Origin of the sequence: Amaricoccus sp., assembly GCF_017993425.1 — a bacterium.
GTDB lineage: Bacteria > Pseudomonadota > Alphaproteobacteria > Rhodobacterales > Rhodobacteraceae > Amaricoccus.
Map to the genome: position 1 here is coordinate 1 of NZ_JAGOMQ010000035.1, position 16,084 is coordinate 16,084.

Genomic DNA, 16,084 nt, shown 5'->3' on the forward strand with positions numbered 1-16,084 from the left:
GGCTGGAGCTCACCCAGATCCGCATCGAGGCCGCCCTCGCCGCGGTCCCGCCCCCCGCCCGCCCGGACACGGGCGGTCTCCGCCTCGTCGCCGGCGCGGCGCTCGCCATCGCCGGCGCCTCCCTCGCCCTCGGCGTCCTGTCGCTCCTCTGAGCCGACCCCCGTGATACGGGTCAGCGAGATGAACGGCAGGTAAACGTCACGCGGAATATACAATTAAATGAATAACTTGACCTCGCTAACACGTGTGTTAGCCGCGCTCCCGGACCCGGCCCCATGAGGCCCCCGCGCATCCTCTTCGTCCACGACGCCTTCCCCGGCCAGTTCGGTGCCCTCGGCCGCTGGCTCGCCGCCGAGGGCTGGGACGTCGCCTTCGCCACCGCCGCCCCCTCGGCCCGCGCCGACGGATTCCGCCTCCTGCGCTACGCCCCGCACCGCAAGCCGCAGCCGGGGACGCATCCCTGCGCCCAGCCGATGGACCGCGCGGCGATCAACGCGCAGGCATTCGTCCGCGCCGCCCTCGCCGCCCGCCGCGACGGCTACCGCCCCGACATCGTCGTCGCCCATTCCGGCTGGGGCGCCGGCATGTTCGCCCGCGACGTCTTCCCGGAGGCCGCCTTCGTCGCCTACTGCGAGTGGTGGTATCGCCACCCCGGCGTCGACGTCGCCTACCTCGCCGCCCTCGAAGGCCGCCCGGCCTCCGGCGCCGAGGCCGCCTGCCATGCCGCCCCCGAAGGCCGCGCCCCTGCCGCCGGCGTCGAGGCCGCCATGCACGAGCGCGCCCGCAACGCGCCCATCGCCATGGACCTCGCCGCCTCCGACGCGGCGATCTGCCCGACCGCCTTCCAGGCGGCGCAGTTCCCCGACGTCTTCCGCCGCCACCTCGGCGTCCTCCACGACGGCGTCGACGCCGACGCCTTCGCCCCCGCGCCCGCGGCGGAGCCCGACACCCTCGACGGCCTCGTCGCGCCGGACGCCCGCCTCGTCACCTACGCCACCCGCGGCATGGAGCCCCACCGCGGCTTCCCGCAGTTCATGGCGGCGCTGCCGGCCATCCTCGCCGCCGACCCGCGCGCCGTCGCGGTCATCGCCGGCGACAACCGCGTCTCCTACGGCGGCGACGCCATCCGCCGCGTCGACTGGAAGGCCCGCGCGCTGGCCGAGCACGACCTCGACCCGACCCGCGTCCGCTTCACCGGCAAGCTGCCGCGCGCCGACTACCTGCGCCTGCTCCGCCGCTCCGACGCCCACGTCTACCTGACCGTGCCCTTCGTCCTCTCCTGGTCGATGGTAGAGGCGATGAGCACCGGCTGCGCCCTCGTCCTCTCCGACACCGCGCCGGTCCGCGAGTTCGCCGACGCCGAGGCCGCCGCGCTCGTCGACCTCGCCCGCCCCGCGGCCATCGCCGGGGGGGTCCTCGCCACCCTCGCCGACCCCGCCGCCGCCGCCCGCCGCCGCGGGCGCGCCCGCGAGACCGTCCTCGCCGGCCTCACCGAGCGCCAGCAATTCCCCGCCAAACGCGCCCTCCTCGCCGGCCTGCGCGGCTGAGCCCCGGGCCTGTCGCCCGAAGGCCCGCACGCCGCGCTCCCCTCCTTCCCCTTGTCCTGTCGGGCGGGTTTCCCCGCCCACGCGCTCGCCCGTCCCTCGGGAGCGGCAGACGCCTTCGAGCGATTGATCCCCTTTGCGGCTTGCCCGCAGGCGCCTGCCGCGCTTATCTCCCCCTCGACATTGCAGACGCGAGAGGGGATCCCGCGATGAGCGACAGCTTCAAGGACCGCGAGAGGGGCTTCGAGAACCAGTTCGCCCACGACCTCGAGCTGCAATTCCGGGCCAACGCCCGGCGCAACCGCCTGCTCGGCCACTGGGCGGCCGGGCTCCTCGGCAAGACCGGCGAGGACGAGGTGCGCTACGCCCTCGACGTCGTGCGCGAGGACTTCAAGGACGCCGGCCACGAGGACGTCGTCCGCAAGCTCGCCGCCGACCTCGGCTCCCTCGCCGACGAGGCCACCATCCGCGCCAAGATGGGTGAGTTCCTCGACGTCGCGAAGGCGCAGCTGATGAAGGAAACCCGCTGACGCCAGGCTCCCCCGCGCCGGGAATCCGGCGCTCCCGGGCAGCCTTCACTCAGCGGATTTGTCCGTCGACGGATCCGCGCCCGCCAGCCGGGCAGGCGCGCGGATTGCCCGGCCGCCACCACGCCGGGCTCCCCTCGCCGCAACGCGCTCCGGGGCGACGACCGGCGCGACGCGGTGCGTCGCTTTCGCCGGTCGAAGAGGATCCTCCACGCCGCGTCAAAGCCCTCTTTGCCGGCGGCGCCCCCGGCTCACAGCCCCGGATAGATCGGGAACCGGTCGCAGAGCGCCTGCACCCGCGCCCGGACCTCGCCCTCGACCGCCGCGTTGCCCTCCGGCCCGTTCGCCGCGAGCCCGTCGAGCACCTCGACGATCAGCCCGCCGATCTCCTCGAACTCCGCCGTGCCGAAGCCCCGCGTCGTCCCCGCCGGCGTCCCGAGCCGCACCCCCGAGGTCACCATCGGCGGCTCCGGGTCGAACGGGATGCCGTTCTTGTTGCAGGTGACATGCGCCCGCCCCAGGGCCGCCTCGGCGATCTTGCCGGTCACCCCCTTCGGCCGCAGGTCGGCGAGCATCAGGTGGTTGTCGGTGCCGCCGGAGACGATGTCGACGCCCCCCTTCATCAGCGACGCCGCCAGCGCCCGGGAATTGGCGACGATCCGCGCCGCGTAGTCCCTGAACTCCGGCCGCAGCGCCTCGCCGAGCGCCACCGCCTTGGCGGCGATCACATGCATCAGCGGCCCGCCCTGCAAGCCCGGGAACACCGCCGAGTTGACCTTCTTCGCGATCGCCTCGTCGTTCGTCAGGATCAGCCCGCCCCGCGGCCCGCGCAGCGACTTGTGCGTCGTCGTCGTCACCACATGCGCGTGCGGCAGCGGCGAGGGATGCACGCCCCCGGCCACCAGTCCGGCGATATGGGCCATGTCGACCATCAGCCAGGCGCCCACCTCGTCGGCGATCGCCCGGAACGCCGCCCAGTCCCAGACCCGGGAATACGCAGTCCCCCCGGCAAGGATCAGCTTCGGCCGGTGCTCCAGCGCCTTCGCCCGCACCTCGTCGAGGTCGAGCAGGCTGTCCTGCTTCCTCACCCCGTACGAGACGACGTCGAACCACTTCCCCGACATGTTCACCGGCGAGCCGTGCGTCAGGTGCCCGCCCGAGTTGAGGTCGAGCCCCATGAACCGGTCCCCGGGCTTCAGCAGCGCCAGGAACACCGCCTGGTTCATCTGGCTGCCCGAGTTCGGCTGCACGTTGGCGAAGCCGCAGCCGAAGAGCGCCTTGGCCCGCTCGATCGCCAGCGTCTCCACCACGTCGACGAACTGGCAGCCGCCGTAGTAGCGCCGGCCCGGATAGCCCTCGGCGTACTTGTTGGTCAGCACCGAGCCCTGCGCCTCCAGCACGGCGCGGCTGACGATGTTCTCCGAGGCGATCAGCTCGATCTCGTCGCGCTGCCGGCCGAGCTCGTCGCGGATCGCGGCGGCGATCTCCGGGTCGCCGTCGGCGACCGGGGCGGTGAAGAAGCCGTTCGGCGCGCTTCCGTCCTTCATGGCGATCTCCTGCGGCGAGGACACGGGGTGGCGCGGCTCTTACCCCCTCGCCCTCGCGCAGGCAAACCGGAAAGCGACGCCCGCCGCCCTCAGACCGCCCCCGAGCGGGACAGGCGCGCCCCGCCGCCGCCGGGCGCGCCCTTCCGCGCGCTGCGCCCGAGGACCTACCGGTCCGTGACCTTGAGGAGCGAGGTCCACCGCTTCAGGGCGTGGATCGTCAGATAGATCGCCGCCACCGCCGCGATCGCCGCCATCCAGGCGGGCTCGACCCACGCCTGCTGCTCGTGGCCGAAGGCGTCCCCGCCGATCTCCACGAAGGCGAGCGCCAGCATGGCGGCAAGCCAGCCGTGATGCTCCCGCCGCAGCACCGCCTTCAGCGAGAACGGCAGGGCGGGCCGCCGCCAGCCCGACAGGCGGGGAAAGAACGCCGGCGTCCCGCGCGCCCAGGCGGCATAGGCGTCGCCGAACCGGTCGAGCAGGTACGCCTCCTCCGCCATGATGATCCGCTCGTAGTAGACGACGAGGAACAGCGCGAAGGCGAGCCCCACCAGCAGGTTCTGGGCGAACAGCGCCACCCCGAGATAGGTGATGGCGTTGCCGAGGTAGAGCGGGTTTCGGGTCAGGGAGTACATGGCCGTGGTGTTCAGGCTGTCGGCGACCTGCCGGGTCTTGCGGCCGGAGGTGTTGCGGGCCACGAACCCGACGGTGACCGCCCGGATCGCCAGACCCGCGACGACCATGGCGATGCAGGCCGCCTCGTAGAGGCCGCCGACGACCTCGCCTGCCGCCCGCTCGATCGGCTCGGCCTGCGTCAGCGCCACTGCGACCGGCGGCAGGAAGACCAGCGGCATGAAGCTTCGCCACCGGAAAAAGAACCCGCCGGTCCGCGCCAGGCGCTCTGAAAGCAGCATTTCCCGTCCGCTCCGGGGCCCGCGCCGGGGATCGGCCGCCGCCCTCGGCGCCATGCCTGCGCCGCGGCGCGGCGGCGGTCAATCCGGGCTCACGGACCCGTGTCGGCGGCGCGGGCCGCCGCGCGCGCCGGGTCGCGGCGGCGCGTCCCGGGCAAGGCAGGAAAGCGCCCGCTTGTGGATCGCCCCGAAGCGCGGCAGGCTCCGCCTCCCGCGGCAGGGGAAAGGCCCGACGTGTCCTACGACCGCATCCACTTCGTCGCGAGCCGGGCGCCCCTCGCCGAGGCCGCGCTCGACCGGCTCGCCGCCCGCCACGGCCAGGCCCCCATCGCCGAGGCCGACGTCGTCGTCGCGCTCGGCGGCGACGGGCTGATGCTCTCGACGCTCCACGACACCCAGGCCCGCGGCCTGCCCGTCTACGGCATGAACCGCGGCACCGTCGGCTTCCTGATGAACGACTTCGCCGAGGACTGGCTGCCCGAGCGCCTCGCCGCCGCCGAGGACGCGATCGTCAACCCGCTCAGGATGCGCGCCCGCCGCGCCGACGGCGGCGAGGTCGAGGCGCTCGCCATCAACGAGGTCTCGATCCTGCGCGCCGGGCCCCAGGCGGCGAAGCTGCGCATCCTCGTCGACGGCCGCGAGCGCATGGCCGAGCTCGTCGCCGACGGCGCGCTCCTCGCCACCCCTGCCGGCTCGACCGCCTACAACTATTCCGCCCACGGCCCGATCCTGCCGATCCGCGCCGAGGTGCTGGCGCTGACCCCGATGTCGGCCTTCCGCCCCCGCCGCTGGCGCGGCGCCATCCTGCCCAAGGCGGCCCGCGTCACCTTCGAGGTGCTCGAGCCCGACAAGCGCCCGGTCGCCGCCGTCGCCGACAGCCTCGAGGTGCGCGAGCCGGTGACGATCTCCATCGAGAGCGCCGCCGACGTCGCCCACCGCCTGCTCTTCGACCCCGGCCACGGGCTCGAGGAGCGGCTGATCCGCGAGCAGTTCGTCTGAGCGCCCCGCGGGACATGAGGAACCCGCGCGGCCCGACGGCGCGCCGCGGCGCTAACACACGTGTTAGTCATGTCAAGTATCTGAAATCACTTGATGTTCCAGACTGGCCAACCTTTCGTTCACGTTCGGGCCACCCGAACGGCGACGCCGGCGAGGCGCCCGCCGCGCCGAGGCGCGGCTGAGGCGATGCCCTCCGGCCCGGAGCAAATGGCGCTCGACCTGCCCTCCCGGCCGGCGCTCGGCCGGGCCGACTTCTTCGTCTCCGAGCCGAACCGCCTCGCGCTCGCCCAGGTCGACGCCTGGCCCGGCTGGCCCTCCGGCCGCCTCGCCGTCGCCGGGCCGCCCGGGGCCGGCAAGACCCACCTCGCCCATGTCTGGGCCGCCCGCTCCGCCGCGCGCATCCTCCCGGCCGAGGCCCTCCCCACCCTCGATCTCGCCGCCGGCGTCTCCGACGCCCTCGCCGTCGAGGACGTCGACCGCCTCGCCGACCTCGCCCCCGCGGAACGCCGCGCCGCCGAGGAGGCGCTCTTCCACCTCTGCAACCGCCTCGCCGCCGGGGGCGGCAGCCTGATGGTCTCCGGTCGCGCCGCGCCAGCGCGCTGGCGGCTCGACCTTCCCGACCTCGCGAGCCGCCTCGCCGTCGCCCCGGTGGCCACGCTCGCGCCCCCCGACGACGCCCTCCTCGCCGCCGTCCTCGTCAAGCTCTTCGCCGATCGCGGCGTCGGCGTCGCCCCCCCGGTGATCCGCTTCCTCGTCGCGCGCATCGACCGCTCCTTCGAGGCCGCCGAGGCCGTCGTCGCCCGCCTCGACCGCGCCGGCCTCGCCCGCGGCCGCCCGATCACCGTCCCCCTCGCCGCGGAAGCCCTCGCCGCCCCGGAATAGCTGACAGGGCGACACCGAACCAGTAGCGGAGCGCCCCCGCCCCTGCTATACCTAGGGGCATGACGGCAGAAAGCCCCTATATAGCGGCAGAAGCGCGCCGCCCGATCCGCCAGCTGGACGCCGCGGCGGCCAACCGCATCGCCGCGGGCGAGGTGGTGGAGCGGCCCGCTTCCGCCGTCAAGGAGCTGGTCGAGAACGCCCTCGACGCCGGCGCCCGGCGCATCGAGGTCGCCCATGCCGACGGCGGCAAGCGGCTGATCCGCGTCTCGGACGACGGCTGGGGCATCCCCGTGGCGGAGCTGGCGCTGGCGCTCTCGCGCCACGCCACCTCCAAGCTCGACGGCGACGACCTCGTCAACATCACGAGCTTCGGCTTCCGCGGCGAGGCGCTGCCCTCGCTCGGCGCGGTGGCGCGGCTCACCCTCACCTCGCGCGCCGCCGGCTCGGCTGAGGCGGCCTCCGTCATGGTCCGCGGCGGCGTCGAGGGGCCGGTTCGCCCGGCGGCCCGCGCGAAGGGGACGCTCGTCGAGGTCGAGGGCCTCTTCGCCGCCACGCCCGCCCGGCTCAAGTTCCTGCGCAGCGACCGCGCCGAGGCGCAGGCGATCGCCGAGATCCTGCGCCGGCTGGCCATGGCCGCGCCCGGGGTCGCCTTCTCGCTCCGCGACGTCAGCGATCCCGACGAGCCCCGCGAGATCTTCCGCCTCGACGCCGAGACCGGCGATCTCTTCGACGGGCTGCGCGGGCGGCTGCGCGCCGTGCTCGGCCCGGACTTCATCGAGAACGCCGCCCCCGTCTCCGCCGAGCGCGAGGGGGTGCGGCTCACCGGCTTCGCGGCGCTGCCCGCATATTCGCGCGGCACGGCCGGGTCACAGCACTTCACCGTCAACGGCCGCCCGGTCCGCGACAGGCTGCTGCTCGGCGCGCTCCGGGCCGCCTACCAGGACCTGCTCGCCCGCGACCGCCACCCGGCCGCGGCGCTCGACCTCGCGCTGCCGCCGGCCGAGGTCGACGTCAACGTCCACCCGGCCAAGGCCGAGGTGCGGTTCCGCGACCCCGGCCTCGTCCGCGGCCTCGTCATCGGCGCGCTGAAGGCGGCGCTGGCCGGGGCGGGGGCGCGGGCCGCGACCACGCATGGCGTCGGGCTCCTCGGCGCCTTCCGCCCGCCGGAAGGCCGCCCCGCCCCGGCGATGCTCGCCGCCGCGCGGGCATGGCAGGCCCCGGGCCGCGGCTTCGCCGAGCCGGACGGGGCGCCCCTCGGCCTGTCCGCCGCGCCGCCGCCGCCCCCCGCGCCGGAGGAGCCGGAGGCGGAGGCGCCGCTCGGGGCCGCCCGCGCCCAGATCCACGACGCCTACGTCATCGCCCAGACCGCCGACGGCATCGTCATCGTCGACCAGCACGCCGCGCACGAGCGGCTCGTCTACGAGCGGCTCAAGGCCGAGCGGGCCGGCGGCCGGGTGCCGAGCCAGCTCCTGCTCATCCCCGAGGTCGTCGAGCTCGACGCCGCGTCCTGCGCCCGCCTCGCCGCCGAGGCGGACTCGCTCGCGGACCTGGGCCTCGTGGTCGAGCCCTTCGGCCCGGGCGCGCTCTGCCTGCGCGAGACGCCGGCGGCGCTCGGGGAGGTCGACGGGCGCCGCCTCCTCGCCGACGTCGCCGACGCGCTGGAGGAGGGAACCGACGGGGTCGGGCGGCGCATCGACGCGGTGCTGAGCCGCATGGCCTGCCACGGCTCGGTGCGCGCGGGCCGCCGCATGGGGCCGGAGGAGATGAACGCGCTCTTGCGCGCCATGGAGGCGACGCCGTTCTCGGGCACCTGCAACCACGGCCGACCGACCTTCATCGAGCTGAAGCTCGCCGACATCGAGCGGCTGTTCGGCCGGCGATGACCGCGCGATGATCCCGCGTTGATCACCGTCGCCGGGCACATGCTCGACCTCGGCGACCCGCGCCTGTGGGGCGTCCTCGCCGGCCTCGCGCTCCTCTGGCTCATCCTCGCCGCCGCCCGCCGCCTCGCCGCGCTCGACGGCGCGGTGCGCGGCCTCGACGAGGGCCAGCACCGGCTGCACGGGGGCCTCGTCCACGTCGCCGAGGCGCAGGCCTCGGCGCAGGCGCGCGCGCTGCAGGCGATGGAGGCCGGGCTCGGGCAGAGCGCCATCCGCACCGCCCGCAGCCTCGGCGAGCTCCAGCAGCGGCTGGAGGCGATCGACCGGGCGCAGGCGAAGATCGAGAAGCTCTCCGGCGACGTCCTCGGCCTCCAGGACATCCTGTCGAACAAGCAGACCCGCGGGGCCTTCGGCGAGATCCAGCTCCGCGACATCGTCACCAAGGCGCTGCCGCCCGACGCGGCCGAGTTCCAGGCGCAACTCTCGAACGGCCGCCGCGTCGACTGCCTGATCCGCCTGCCGCAGCCCCCGGGCCCGATCGCCATCGACGCCAAGTTCCCGCTCGAGGCCTACGAGGCCCTGCGCGCCGCCCGCACCCCGGCCGAGACCGCCGAGGCGGCGCGGCGGATGCGCGCCGCGGTCCGCACGCACCTGCGCGCCATCGCCGAGAAATACGTCATCGAGGGCGAGACGGCGGAAGGGGCGCTGATGTTCCTGCCCTCCGAGGCGGTCTATGCCGAGCTGCACGCCAATTTCGGCGACCTCGTCCGCGAGGGCTTCACGCTCCGGGTCTGGATCGTCTCGCCGACCACCTGCATGGCGACGCTGACAACGCTGCGCGCCGTGCTGAAGGACGCCCGCCTCAAGGCCGAGGCCCATGCGATCCGCCGTGAGCTCGGCCTGCTCGGCCGCGACCTCGAGCGCCTCGGCGAGCGGGTCGGCGCCCTCGACCGGCACTTCGGGCAGGCGGCCGCCGACCTTGCCGAGGTCAAGGTCTCGGCCGGCCGCGCCGGCGCCCGCGCCCGCCGCCTCGAGGACCTCGACTTCGCCGAGGACGAGCGCCCGACGCCGCCTCCGCGCCCCCGCATCATCCGGGAGGACGGCCCGGAAGGTAAAATGTCCCACAGCGGGACATCGAGCTAACAAATTGATATAAATCAGTATCTTTCATCGCATCAACCCGATCGAAAGGCGTCCGCGGCGGCTCGACCGCCCCGCCGGCGACTGTGGCCGCGCCACCACGCTGCACTGCAACATGACGCGCCCGGCTTGACGCGAGAGGCTCCGGCGCGCCGAATGCGGCGGCAAGCATCGGAACCCGCATGGCGCAGCTCGCGATCCAGGACCACCCGAACCGGTATGCGCTCGCCAACGAGCTGCACGCCCGCCCCTTCCCCGAGGTCGACCCGCCCTGCCGCGCCGCCCATCTCGCGATCAAGAAGCCCGGCGCCGCCGCCGACCGCGACCGCTCGCTCGACTTCGCCCACCTCGTCGCGCTCCTCGACCGCTACGGGGCGGCGCATCCGGCGCCCGGGGCGAACCACTACTCGGGCAAGCTCGGGCGCGGCTTCCTGAAGTGGGAGATGCACACCGAGTTCGTCACCTACACGCTCTTCGTCGACCAGACCGCCGACGAGCCGTTCTCCGGGCGGCTCTTCGACCTCTTCCCCGCCGACTGGCTCGCCGCCGCCCCGGGCGCCTGCGTCAGCTCCTGCATCGTCGAGGTGGAGAGCGTCGCGCCGGAGGATCTGGCCGAGCGGCTGGAGACCTTCCTGCCGCGCTGGTTCGTCATGGAGAGCGTCGCGGCCTCGCGCGTGCTCGACGGCGACGCGGTCATCATGGCCGACTTCCGCATCGACGAGAACGGCCATAGCCGCATGGCCGTGTTCGCGCATCCCGCCATCGGCCGCCGCCGCCTCGGCCGGGTCATGCAGCGCCTCGTCGAGATCGAGACCTACAAGGCGATGGCCATGCTCACCCTGCCGCAGGCGCGGATGGTGGCGAGCGCGGTGGCCCGGCTCGACCGCGACCTGAGCGGCATCGTCGCCGGCATGGCCGGCCAGCAGGGCGGCGAGGGCGAGACCCTCGACCAGCTCCTGAAGATGGCGGCGGAGATCGAGCACCTCGCCTCGGCCGCGGCCTTCCGCTTCGGGGCCGCCGGAGCCTACGAGGCGATCGTCAGCCAGCGCATCCAGGTGCTGCGCGAGGAGCGCATCGGCGGGCGGCAGCTGTTCTCCGAGTTCATGATGCGCCGCTTCGACCCGGCGATGCGCACCTGCCGCTCCGCCAAGGAGCGGCTCGACGAGCTCTCCGCCCGGGCCGAGCGCGCCTCCGACCTGCTGCGCACCCGCGTCGACGTGGCGAACCAGGCGCAGAACGTCGAGGTGCTGCGCGCGATGGACCGCCGCGCCGCGCTGCAGCTGCGCCTCCAGGAGACGGTCGAGGGCCTCTCGGTGGTGGCGATCAGCTACTACGCGGTCAACCTCGTCGCCGGCCTGCTCGGGCCGGCGGGCGAGCGCATCGGGCTCGAGAAGCCGGCGATCCTCGCGGCGCTGACCGTGCCGGTGGTGCTCGTGGTGTGGCTGATGGTCCGGCGCATCCGCGCCCGGGCCGCGGACCGGCGCGAGAAGACCCCGCCGCATGGCTAGGCCCGCGGGGCCGTCTTTCCGGCGCGGTCGCGCCGTCACCGGGTGGCCTCGGCCACAATCGCAGGAGGTCCCGCCCCGGAGCCGGACAGGCGCGAAGCCGGCGGGCGGTTCCTCGTCCATCCCACAGCACGCGCGGGGCCCCGGGAGGAGGCTCCGCCGACCGGAAAGGGCATCGCCATGCCGACACTCCGCCTCGCCTTTCCCGCCGCCTTCCTCCTCCTCGCCGTCTGCGCCGCCTCCGGCGGCCTCGCCCACGACGCCCCCGCGGGCTGGAAATACGACAACTACTGCTGCGGGGGGAACGACTGCCAGCCGATCCCGGTCGAGGACGTGAAGGTCACGCCCGACGGCTACGAGGTCTCGATCCCGAAGGGCGCCCACCTCACCGCGAAGCGGGATCATCGCAAGCTCTTCCGCTACGGCGAGGTTCGCCCCAGCCAGGACGACAGGTTCCACGCGTGCATCCTGCCGAACAGCCAGGAGTTCCGCTGCCTCTACGTGCCGCCGTTCGGAACCTGACGCTCTCCGGCCGACGGTCTCGCCCGAGGCGGGCGCACCGGGGGCCCTGTCCTCGCCGATGCCCTCCGGGGAGGTCGGCGGAGCCGGGCGCGACCGCCGACGCGGGCCGCCGCGCGGCGCGGCCGTCCGGGGAGATCATCCCGGAGCCGGCCGGCCGCGCGCCGGGGAATTCCCGCCGCCCGGGAACCGGGCCGCGGCCTCGCGCATTCCTGCTGCATCGCAAACGCTGCACGCGAGGGAAACCGATGCTCGACGCCGCCCTGCGCCCCGGGATGGGCGCGATCCCCCATGACGCGGGCGTGACCTTCCGCGTCTGGGCCCCGAACGCCGATGCCGTCGCCGTCGCCGGGAGCTTCGACGACTGGTTCCCCGGCGGCGTCTCCCTCGCCCGCGAGGACGGCGGCGTCTGGGCCGGCGACGTGCCGGGGGCGCGCGCCGGCGACGAGTACCGCTTCCTGATCCGCACTCAGGACGGCGAGACCCTGTCGCGCATCGACCCCTACGCCCGGGCGGTGACGAGCTCCGTGGGCAACGGGATCGTCGTCGCCTCCGACCCGGTCCGCGACGACTTCCGGCGCCCGCCATGGAACCGCCTCGTGATCTACGAGATGCACGTCGGCACCTTCGCCCGCGAGGGCGACGCGCCCGCAACCTTCGAGGACGCGGCCTCGCGCCTCGGCCACCTCCGCCGCCTCGGCGTCAACGCGGTGCAGGTCATGCCGGCGGCCGAGTTCGCCGGCGACGTCTCCTGGGGCTACAACCCCGCCCACATCTTCGCGGTCGAGGGCGCCTATGGCGGCCCCGAGGGCCTGCGCGGCTTCGTCCGCGCCGCGCACGCGGCCGGGATCGCGGTGATCCTCGACGTGGTCTACAACCATTTCGGGCCCTCCGACCTCGACCTCTGGCGCTTCGACGGCTGGTCCGAGAACGACAAGGGCGGCATCTACTTCTACAACGACTGGCGCTCGGCGACGCCCTGGGGCGACACCCGTCCCGACTACGGACGGCCCGAGGTGCGCCAGCTCATCCGCGACAACGCGCTCTGGTGGCTCGAGGAATACGGGATCGACGGGCTGCGCTGGGACATGACGCTCTACATCCGCAGCGTCCGGGGCGACGCGGACGGCGGCGACGACATCGCCGACGGCTGGAGCCTCGCGCAGTGGATCAACGGCGAGATCGCGGAGCGCTTCCCCGGCCGCATCACCATCGCCGAGGACCTGCGGAACCTCGCCGCGATGACCGCGCCCACGGCGCAGGGCGGCTGCGGCTTCGGCGCCCAGTGGGACAGCGAGTTCGTCCACCCGATCCGCGCCACCCTCGTCGCCGCCAACGACGAGGACCGCCACATGGCGACCGTCGCCCATGCGCTGACGCACCACTACAACGGCGATCCCTACCAGCGCGTGATCTACACCGAGAGCCACGACGAGGTGGCGAACGGCCGCGCCCGCGTCGTCCACGAGATCGCCCCGGGCGACCCGGGCGACTACGCGGCGCAGAAGCGCTCCACCCTCGGCGCGGCGCTGACGCTGACGGCGCCGGGCATCCCGATGCTGTTCCAGGGCCAGGAGTTCCTGCAAGGCGAATGGTTCCAGGACACGGTGCCGCTCGACTGGGACCAGACGGAGACGTTCCGCGGCATCCTCCGCCTCTACCGCGACCTGATCCGCCTCCGCCTCGACCATGCCGGCGTCACCGCGGGCCTCGCCGGGCGCAACATCGCCGTCCACCGCATCGACGAGGCGGCCAAGGTCGTCGCCTTCCACCGCTGGGCCGAGGGCGGGCCGGGCGACGACGTCGTCGTCGCCGCGAGCTTCCACCGCGAGCCCCGCGCGGTCTACCGCATCGGCTTCCCGCGGCCGGGCCTGTGGCGGCTGCGGCTCAACACCGACTGGACCGGCTACAGCCGCGACTTCACCGGCCTCGCCACCGGCGACGTCGAGGCGGTCGAGGCGCCCTGCGACGGCCACCCCTGGTCCGCCGAGATCGCGCTCGCCCCGTGGAGCGCGCTGGTCTTCTCGCAGGATCGGGCCTGACGAAAGAAGATTCCCCTCAAGGTTGACGCTTCCCCGAGCCCGCGTCTATCGTCGCGGCCAAGCAACGAAGAACAAGGGGAGGACGTCAGGGATGGCGGCGGTCACGATCCGCAACCTGCGGAAGTCCTTCGGCGCGGTCGAGATCCTGCACGGGGTCTCGGTCGACATCGAGGAGGGCGAGTTCGTCGTCCTCGTCGGCCCCTCGGGATGCGGCAAGTCGACGCTGCTGAGGATGCTCGCCGGGCTCGAGCACGTCACCTCGGGCGACATCCTGATCGGGACCGAGCGGGTCAACGACCTGCCGCCCAAGGACCGGGACATCGCCATGGTGTTCCAGAACTACGCGCTCTACCCCCACCTCACCGTCGCCGACAACATGGCCTTCTCGCTGACGCTCAAGCGCGCGTCCAAGGCCGAGATCGAGGCCAAGGTCCGGCCGGCGGCGGAGATCCTCGGGCTGACCCGCCTCCTCGACCGCTTCCCCCGCCAGCTCTCCGGCGGCCAGCGCCAGCGCGTCGCCATGGGCCGCGCCATCGTCCGCGACCCGCAGGTGTTCCTCTTCGACGAGCCGCTCTCCAACCTCGACGCCAAGCTCCGCGTCTCGATGCGGGCCGAGATCAAGAACCTGCACCAGCGGCTGAAGACCACCACCGTCTACGTCACCCACGACCAGATCGAGGCGATGACGATGGCCGACAAGATCGTGGTGATGCACGACGGCCGCGTCGAGCAGATCGGCGCGCCGCTCGAGCTCTACGACCGGCCGGCCAACCTCTTCGTCGCGGGCTTCATCGGCTCGCCGGCGATGAACATGCTGCCCGGCCGCGTCGATCCCTCCGACGCCGGGCGCTTCCTGACCGAGGACGGCGTCGCGCTGCCCGTCGGCAAGCCGCTCGCCGGCGTGGCGCAGGCGGGCGCGATCTACGGTCTGCGGCCGGAATCGCTCCGGCTCGGCGGCGACGTGCCGCTCACCATCGAGGTGGTCGAGCCGACCGGCTCGGAGACCCATGTCGTCGGCCATATCGGCGGGACGGAGGTCGTGGGCGTCTTCCGCGAGCGCATCTCCGCCGGCCCCGGCGAGCAGATCGGCGTCGGCGTCGACGCGGGCGCCACGCATCTCTTCGACGCCGGCACGGGGGCCCGGCTCACCGCCTGACCGCCGGCCGGGCGCGGGCTGCGGGGCCCGTCGCCTTCCTGCCGCAACAACCCGCACGACACCTGGGAGGACGACCCGAGATGAGCATGATCACCCGCAGGGACCTGATGGCCGGGGCCGCCGCCGGCGTGGCCGCCGCGGCGCTGGCGCCGCGCGCCTTCGCCCAGGTCCCGACCTTCACCCCCGAGCCCGGCGCCTCGCTGCGGCTGCTGCGCTGGGTGCCCTTCGTGAAGGGCGAGGAGGAGGCCTGGAACGCCAACACCAAGGCCTTCACCGAGGCGACCGGCGTCGAGGTCCGCATCGACCAGGAGAGCTGGGAGGACGTCCGGCCCAAGGCCGCCGTCGCCGCCAACGTCGGCTCCGGCCCGGACATGGTGATGAGCTGGTACGACGACCCGTTCCAGTATCCCGACAAGCTCATCCCGGTCACCGAGCTCGCCGAGGCGATCGGCGCGGCGAACGGCGGCTGGCACGACGGCCCGCGCACCTACGCGGTCCGCGACGGCGTCTTCATCGCCATGCCGCTCTGCGTGATCGGCAACGCCATCTGCTACCGCGACAGCCACATGAAGGCGGCCGGCTTCTCGGAGTTCCCGAAGGATTCCGCGGGCTTCCTCGAGCTCTGCAAGGCGATGCAGGCCAAGGGCACCCCGGCCGGCTTCGCGCACGGCAAGGCGGTCGGCGACGGCAACAACTACGCCCACTGGCTGCTCTGGAGCCAGGGCGGCCAGATGATCGGCGAGGACGGCACGGTGGCGCTCGACAGCGCCGAGACCCGCGCCGGCATCGCCTACGCGACGGAGCTCTACAAGACCTTCATCCCCGGCACCGAGAGCTGGCTCGACATCAACAACAACCGCGCCTTCCTCGCCGGCCAGGTGTCGCTGACCGCGAACGGCGTCTCGCTCTACTACGCCGCGGTCAACGACCCGGCGCTGAAGGAGATCGCCGACGACATCCGCACGGTGAACCTGCCGGTCGGCCCGGTCGGCAAGCCGGTCGAGCTGGCGCAGACTACGTCGATCTCGATCTTCAACCACACGAAGTATCCCGAGGCGGCGATGGCCTACATCGCCTTCATGTACGACACCAAGCGGATGAACGACTGGATCACCGGGGCCTCGGCCTATTGCTGCGGCGCGGCCAAGGGCTTCGCCGACAACCCGGTCTGGACCTCGAACCCGATCCACGAGCCCTACGCGCACGCCGCCGAGAACCTGCGGACGAACGGCTATGCCGGCCCGCTCGGCTACGCCTCGGCGGGGGTGATGGCGGACTACGTGCTCGTCGACATGTTCGCCCAGGCCGTCACCGGCCAGGCCTCGCCCGACGACTCCATCGCCGCCGCGGTGAAGCGGGCGAACCGCTACTACAGCTGACCCTTCCGGCGGGCCGGCGCGCGCCGGCCCGCCCTTCCCCTTCCCCCAGGAGGCCA

The 16,084-nt window shown here is 73.6% G+C and carries 13 protein-coding genes; 11 read left to right on the forward strand and 2 right to left on the reverse strand.

Annotated elements, in window-relative coordinates:
- Nucleotides 1-275: 275 nt before the first annotated feature.
- Nucleotides 276-1,547: a glycosyltransferase gene (locus KBB57_RS15375; protein ID WP_290751936.1), complete on the forward strand. Its 1,272-nt coding sequence runs from the start codon at nucleotides 276-278 to the stop codon at nucleotides 1,545-1,547.
- A gap of 206 nt (nucleotides 1,548-1,753) precedes the next feature.
- On the forward strand, nucleotides 1,754-2,074 hold the full coding sequence (locus tag KBB57_RS15380; RefSeq protein WP_290751938.1) for a DUF1476 domain-containing protein: 321 nt from the start codon (nucleotides 1,754-1,756) through the stop codon (nucleotides 2,072-2,074).
- A gap of 248 nt (nucleotides 2,075-2,322) precedes the next feature.
- Here KBB57_RS15380 and glyA read toward each other — a convergent pair whose 3' ends face one another.
- A complete protein-coding gene (gene glyA / locus KBB57_RS15385; RefSeq protein WP_290751941.1) occupies nucleotides 2,323-3,618 on the reverse strand; it encodes a serine hydroxymethyltransferase in 1,296 nt (431 codons plus the stop codon).
- Between the two features lie 164 nt (nucleotides 3,619-3,782).
- Complete coding sequence (locus tag KBB57_RS15390; RefSeq protein WP_290751943.1) at nucleotides 3,783-4,469, reverse strand: isoprenylcysteine carboxylmethyltransferase family protein; 687 nt, start codon at nucleotides 4,467-4,469, stop codon at nucleotides 3,783-3,785.
- 291 nt (nucleotides 4,470-4,760) lie between these two features.
- On the opposite strand from KBB57_RS15390, the gene KBB57_RS15395 reads away from it, so the two are divergent.
- The 9 genes from KBB57_RS15395 to KBB57_RS15435 all read left to right on the forward strand — a co-directional run bounded on the left by KBB57_RS15395 (nucleotide 4,761) and on the right by KBB57_RS15435 (nucleotide 16,028).
- Complete coding sequence (locus tag KBB57_RS15395; protein ID WP_290751945.1) at nucleotides 4,761-5,525, forward strand: NAD kinase; 765 nt, start codon at nucleotides 4,761-4,763, stop codon at nucleotides 5,523-5,525.
- A 207-nt stretch (nucleotides 5,526-5,732) separates the two neighbouring features.
- Nucleotides 5,733-6,407 carry a DnaA/Hda family protein gene (locus tag KBB57_RS15400; protein ID WP_290751947.1) on the forward strand — a complete coding sequence of 225 codons (675 nt, stop codon included), beginning with the start codon at nucleotides 5,733-5,735 and terminating at the stop codon, nucleotides 6,405-6,407.
- 59 nt (nucleotides 6,408-6,466) lie between these two features.
- Nucleotides 6,467-8,290: a DNA mismatch repair endonuclease MutL gene (mutL, locus tag KBB57_RS15405; protein WP_290751948.1), complete on the forward strand. Its 1,824-nt coding sequence runs from the start codon at nucleotides 6,467-6,469 to the stop codon at nucleotides 8,288-8,290.
- 39 nt (nucleotides 8,291-8,329) lie between these two features.
- A complete protein-coding gene (locus tag KBB57_RS15410; RefSeq protein WP_290751999.1) occupies nucleotides 8,330-9,430 on the forward strand; it encodes a DNA recombination protein RmuC in 1,101 nt (366 codons plus the stop codon).
- A 179-nt stretch (nucleotides 9,431-9,609) separates the two neighbouring features.
- Entirely contained in the window at nucleotides 9,610-10,935 is a 1,326-nt protein-coding gene (locus KBB57_RS15415) for a DUF3422 family protein (RefSeq protein ID WP_290751951.1), read from the forward strand.
- Nucleotides 10,936-11,112: 177 nt separating this feature from the next.
- A complete protein-coding gene (locus KBB57_RS15420) occupies nucleotides 11,113-11,454 on the forward strand; it encodes a hypothetical protein (RefSeq protein ID WP_290751953.1) in 342 nt (113 codons plus the stop codon).
- Nucleotides 11,455-11,699: 245 nt separating this feature from the next.
- Complete coding sequence (locus KBB57_RS15425; protein WP_290751956.1) at nucleotides 11,700-13,493, forward strand: alpha-amylase family glycosyl hydrolase; 1,794 nt, start codon at nucleotides 11,700-11,702, stop codon at nucleotides 13,491-13,493.
- Nucleotides 13,494-13,584: 91 nt separating this feature from the next.
- A complete protein-coding gene (locus KBB57_RS15430) occupies nucleotides 13,585-14,649 on the forward strand; it encodes an ABC transporter ATP-binding protein (protein ID WP_290751958.1) in 1,065 nt (354 codons plus the stop codon).
- 80 nt (nucleotides 14,650-14,729) lie between these two features.
- On the forward strand, nucleotides 14,730-16,028 hold the full coding sequence (locus tag KBB57_RS15435; RefSeq protein WP_290751960.1) for an ABC transporter substrate-binding protein: 1,299 nt from the start codon (nucleotides 14,730-14,732) through the stop codon (nucleotides 16,026-16,028).
- The last annotated feature ends 56 nt before the right edge of the window (nucleotides 16,029-16,084 follow it).

Excerpts from the sequence above, each read along its gene's own strand:
- KBB57_RS15375 (WP_290751936.1), top strand. The coding sequence starts at position 276 with ATGAGGCCCCCGCGCATCCTCTTCGTCCACGACGCCTTCCCCGGCCAG.
- KBB57_RS15380 (WP_290751938.1), top strand. The coding sequence starts at position 1,754 with ATGAGCGACAGCTTCAAGGACCGCGAGAGGGGCTTCGAGAACCAGTTC.
- glyA (WP_290751941.1), bottom strand. The coding sequence starts at position 3,618 with ATGAAGGACGGAAGCGCGCCGAACGGCTTCTTCACCGCCCCGGTCGCC.
- KBB57_RS15390 (WP_290751943.1), bottom strand. The coding sequence starts at position 4,469 with ATGCCGCTGGTCTTCCTGCCGCCGGTCGCAGTGGCGCTGACGCAGGCC.
- KBB57_RS15400 (WP_290751947.1), top strand. The coding sequence starts at position 5,733 with ATGGCGCTCGACCTGCCCTCCCGGCCGGCGCTCGGCCGGGCCGACTTC.
- mutL (WP_290751948.1), top strand. The coding sequence starts at position 6,467 with ATGACGGCAGAAAGCCCCTATATAGCGGCAGAAGCGCGCCGCCCGATC.
- KBB57_RS15410 (WP_290751999.1), top strand. The coding sequence starts at position 8,330 with ATGCTCGACCTCGGCGACCCGCGCCTGTGGGGCGTCCTCGCCGGCCTC.
- KBB57_RS15415 (WP_290751951.1), top strand. The coding sequence starts at position 9,610 with ATGGCGCAGCTCGCGATCCAGGACCACCCGAACCGGTATGCGCTCGCC.
- KBB57_RS15420 (WP_290751953.1), top strand. The coding sequence starts at position 11,113 with ATGCCGACACTCCGCCTCGCCTTTCCCGCCGCCTTCCTCCTCCTCGCC.
- KBB57_RS15425 (WP_290751956.1), top strand. The coding sequence starts at position 11,700 with ATGCTCGACGCCGCCCTGCGCCCCGGGATGGGCGCGATCCCCCATGAC.
- KBB57_RS15430 (WP_290751958.1), top strand. The coding sequence starts at position 13,585 with ATGGCGGCGGTCACGATCCGCAACCTGCGGAAGTCCTTCGGCGCGGTC.
- KBB57_RS15435 (WP_290751960.1), top strand. The coding sequence starts at position 14,730 with ATGAGCATGATCACCCGCAGGGACCTGATGGCCGGGGCCGCCGCCGGC.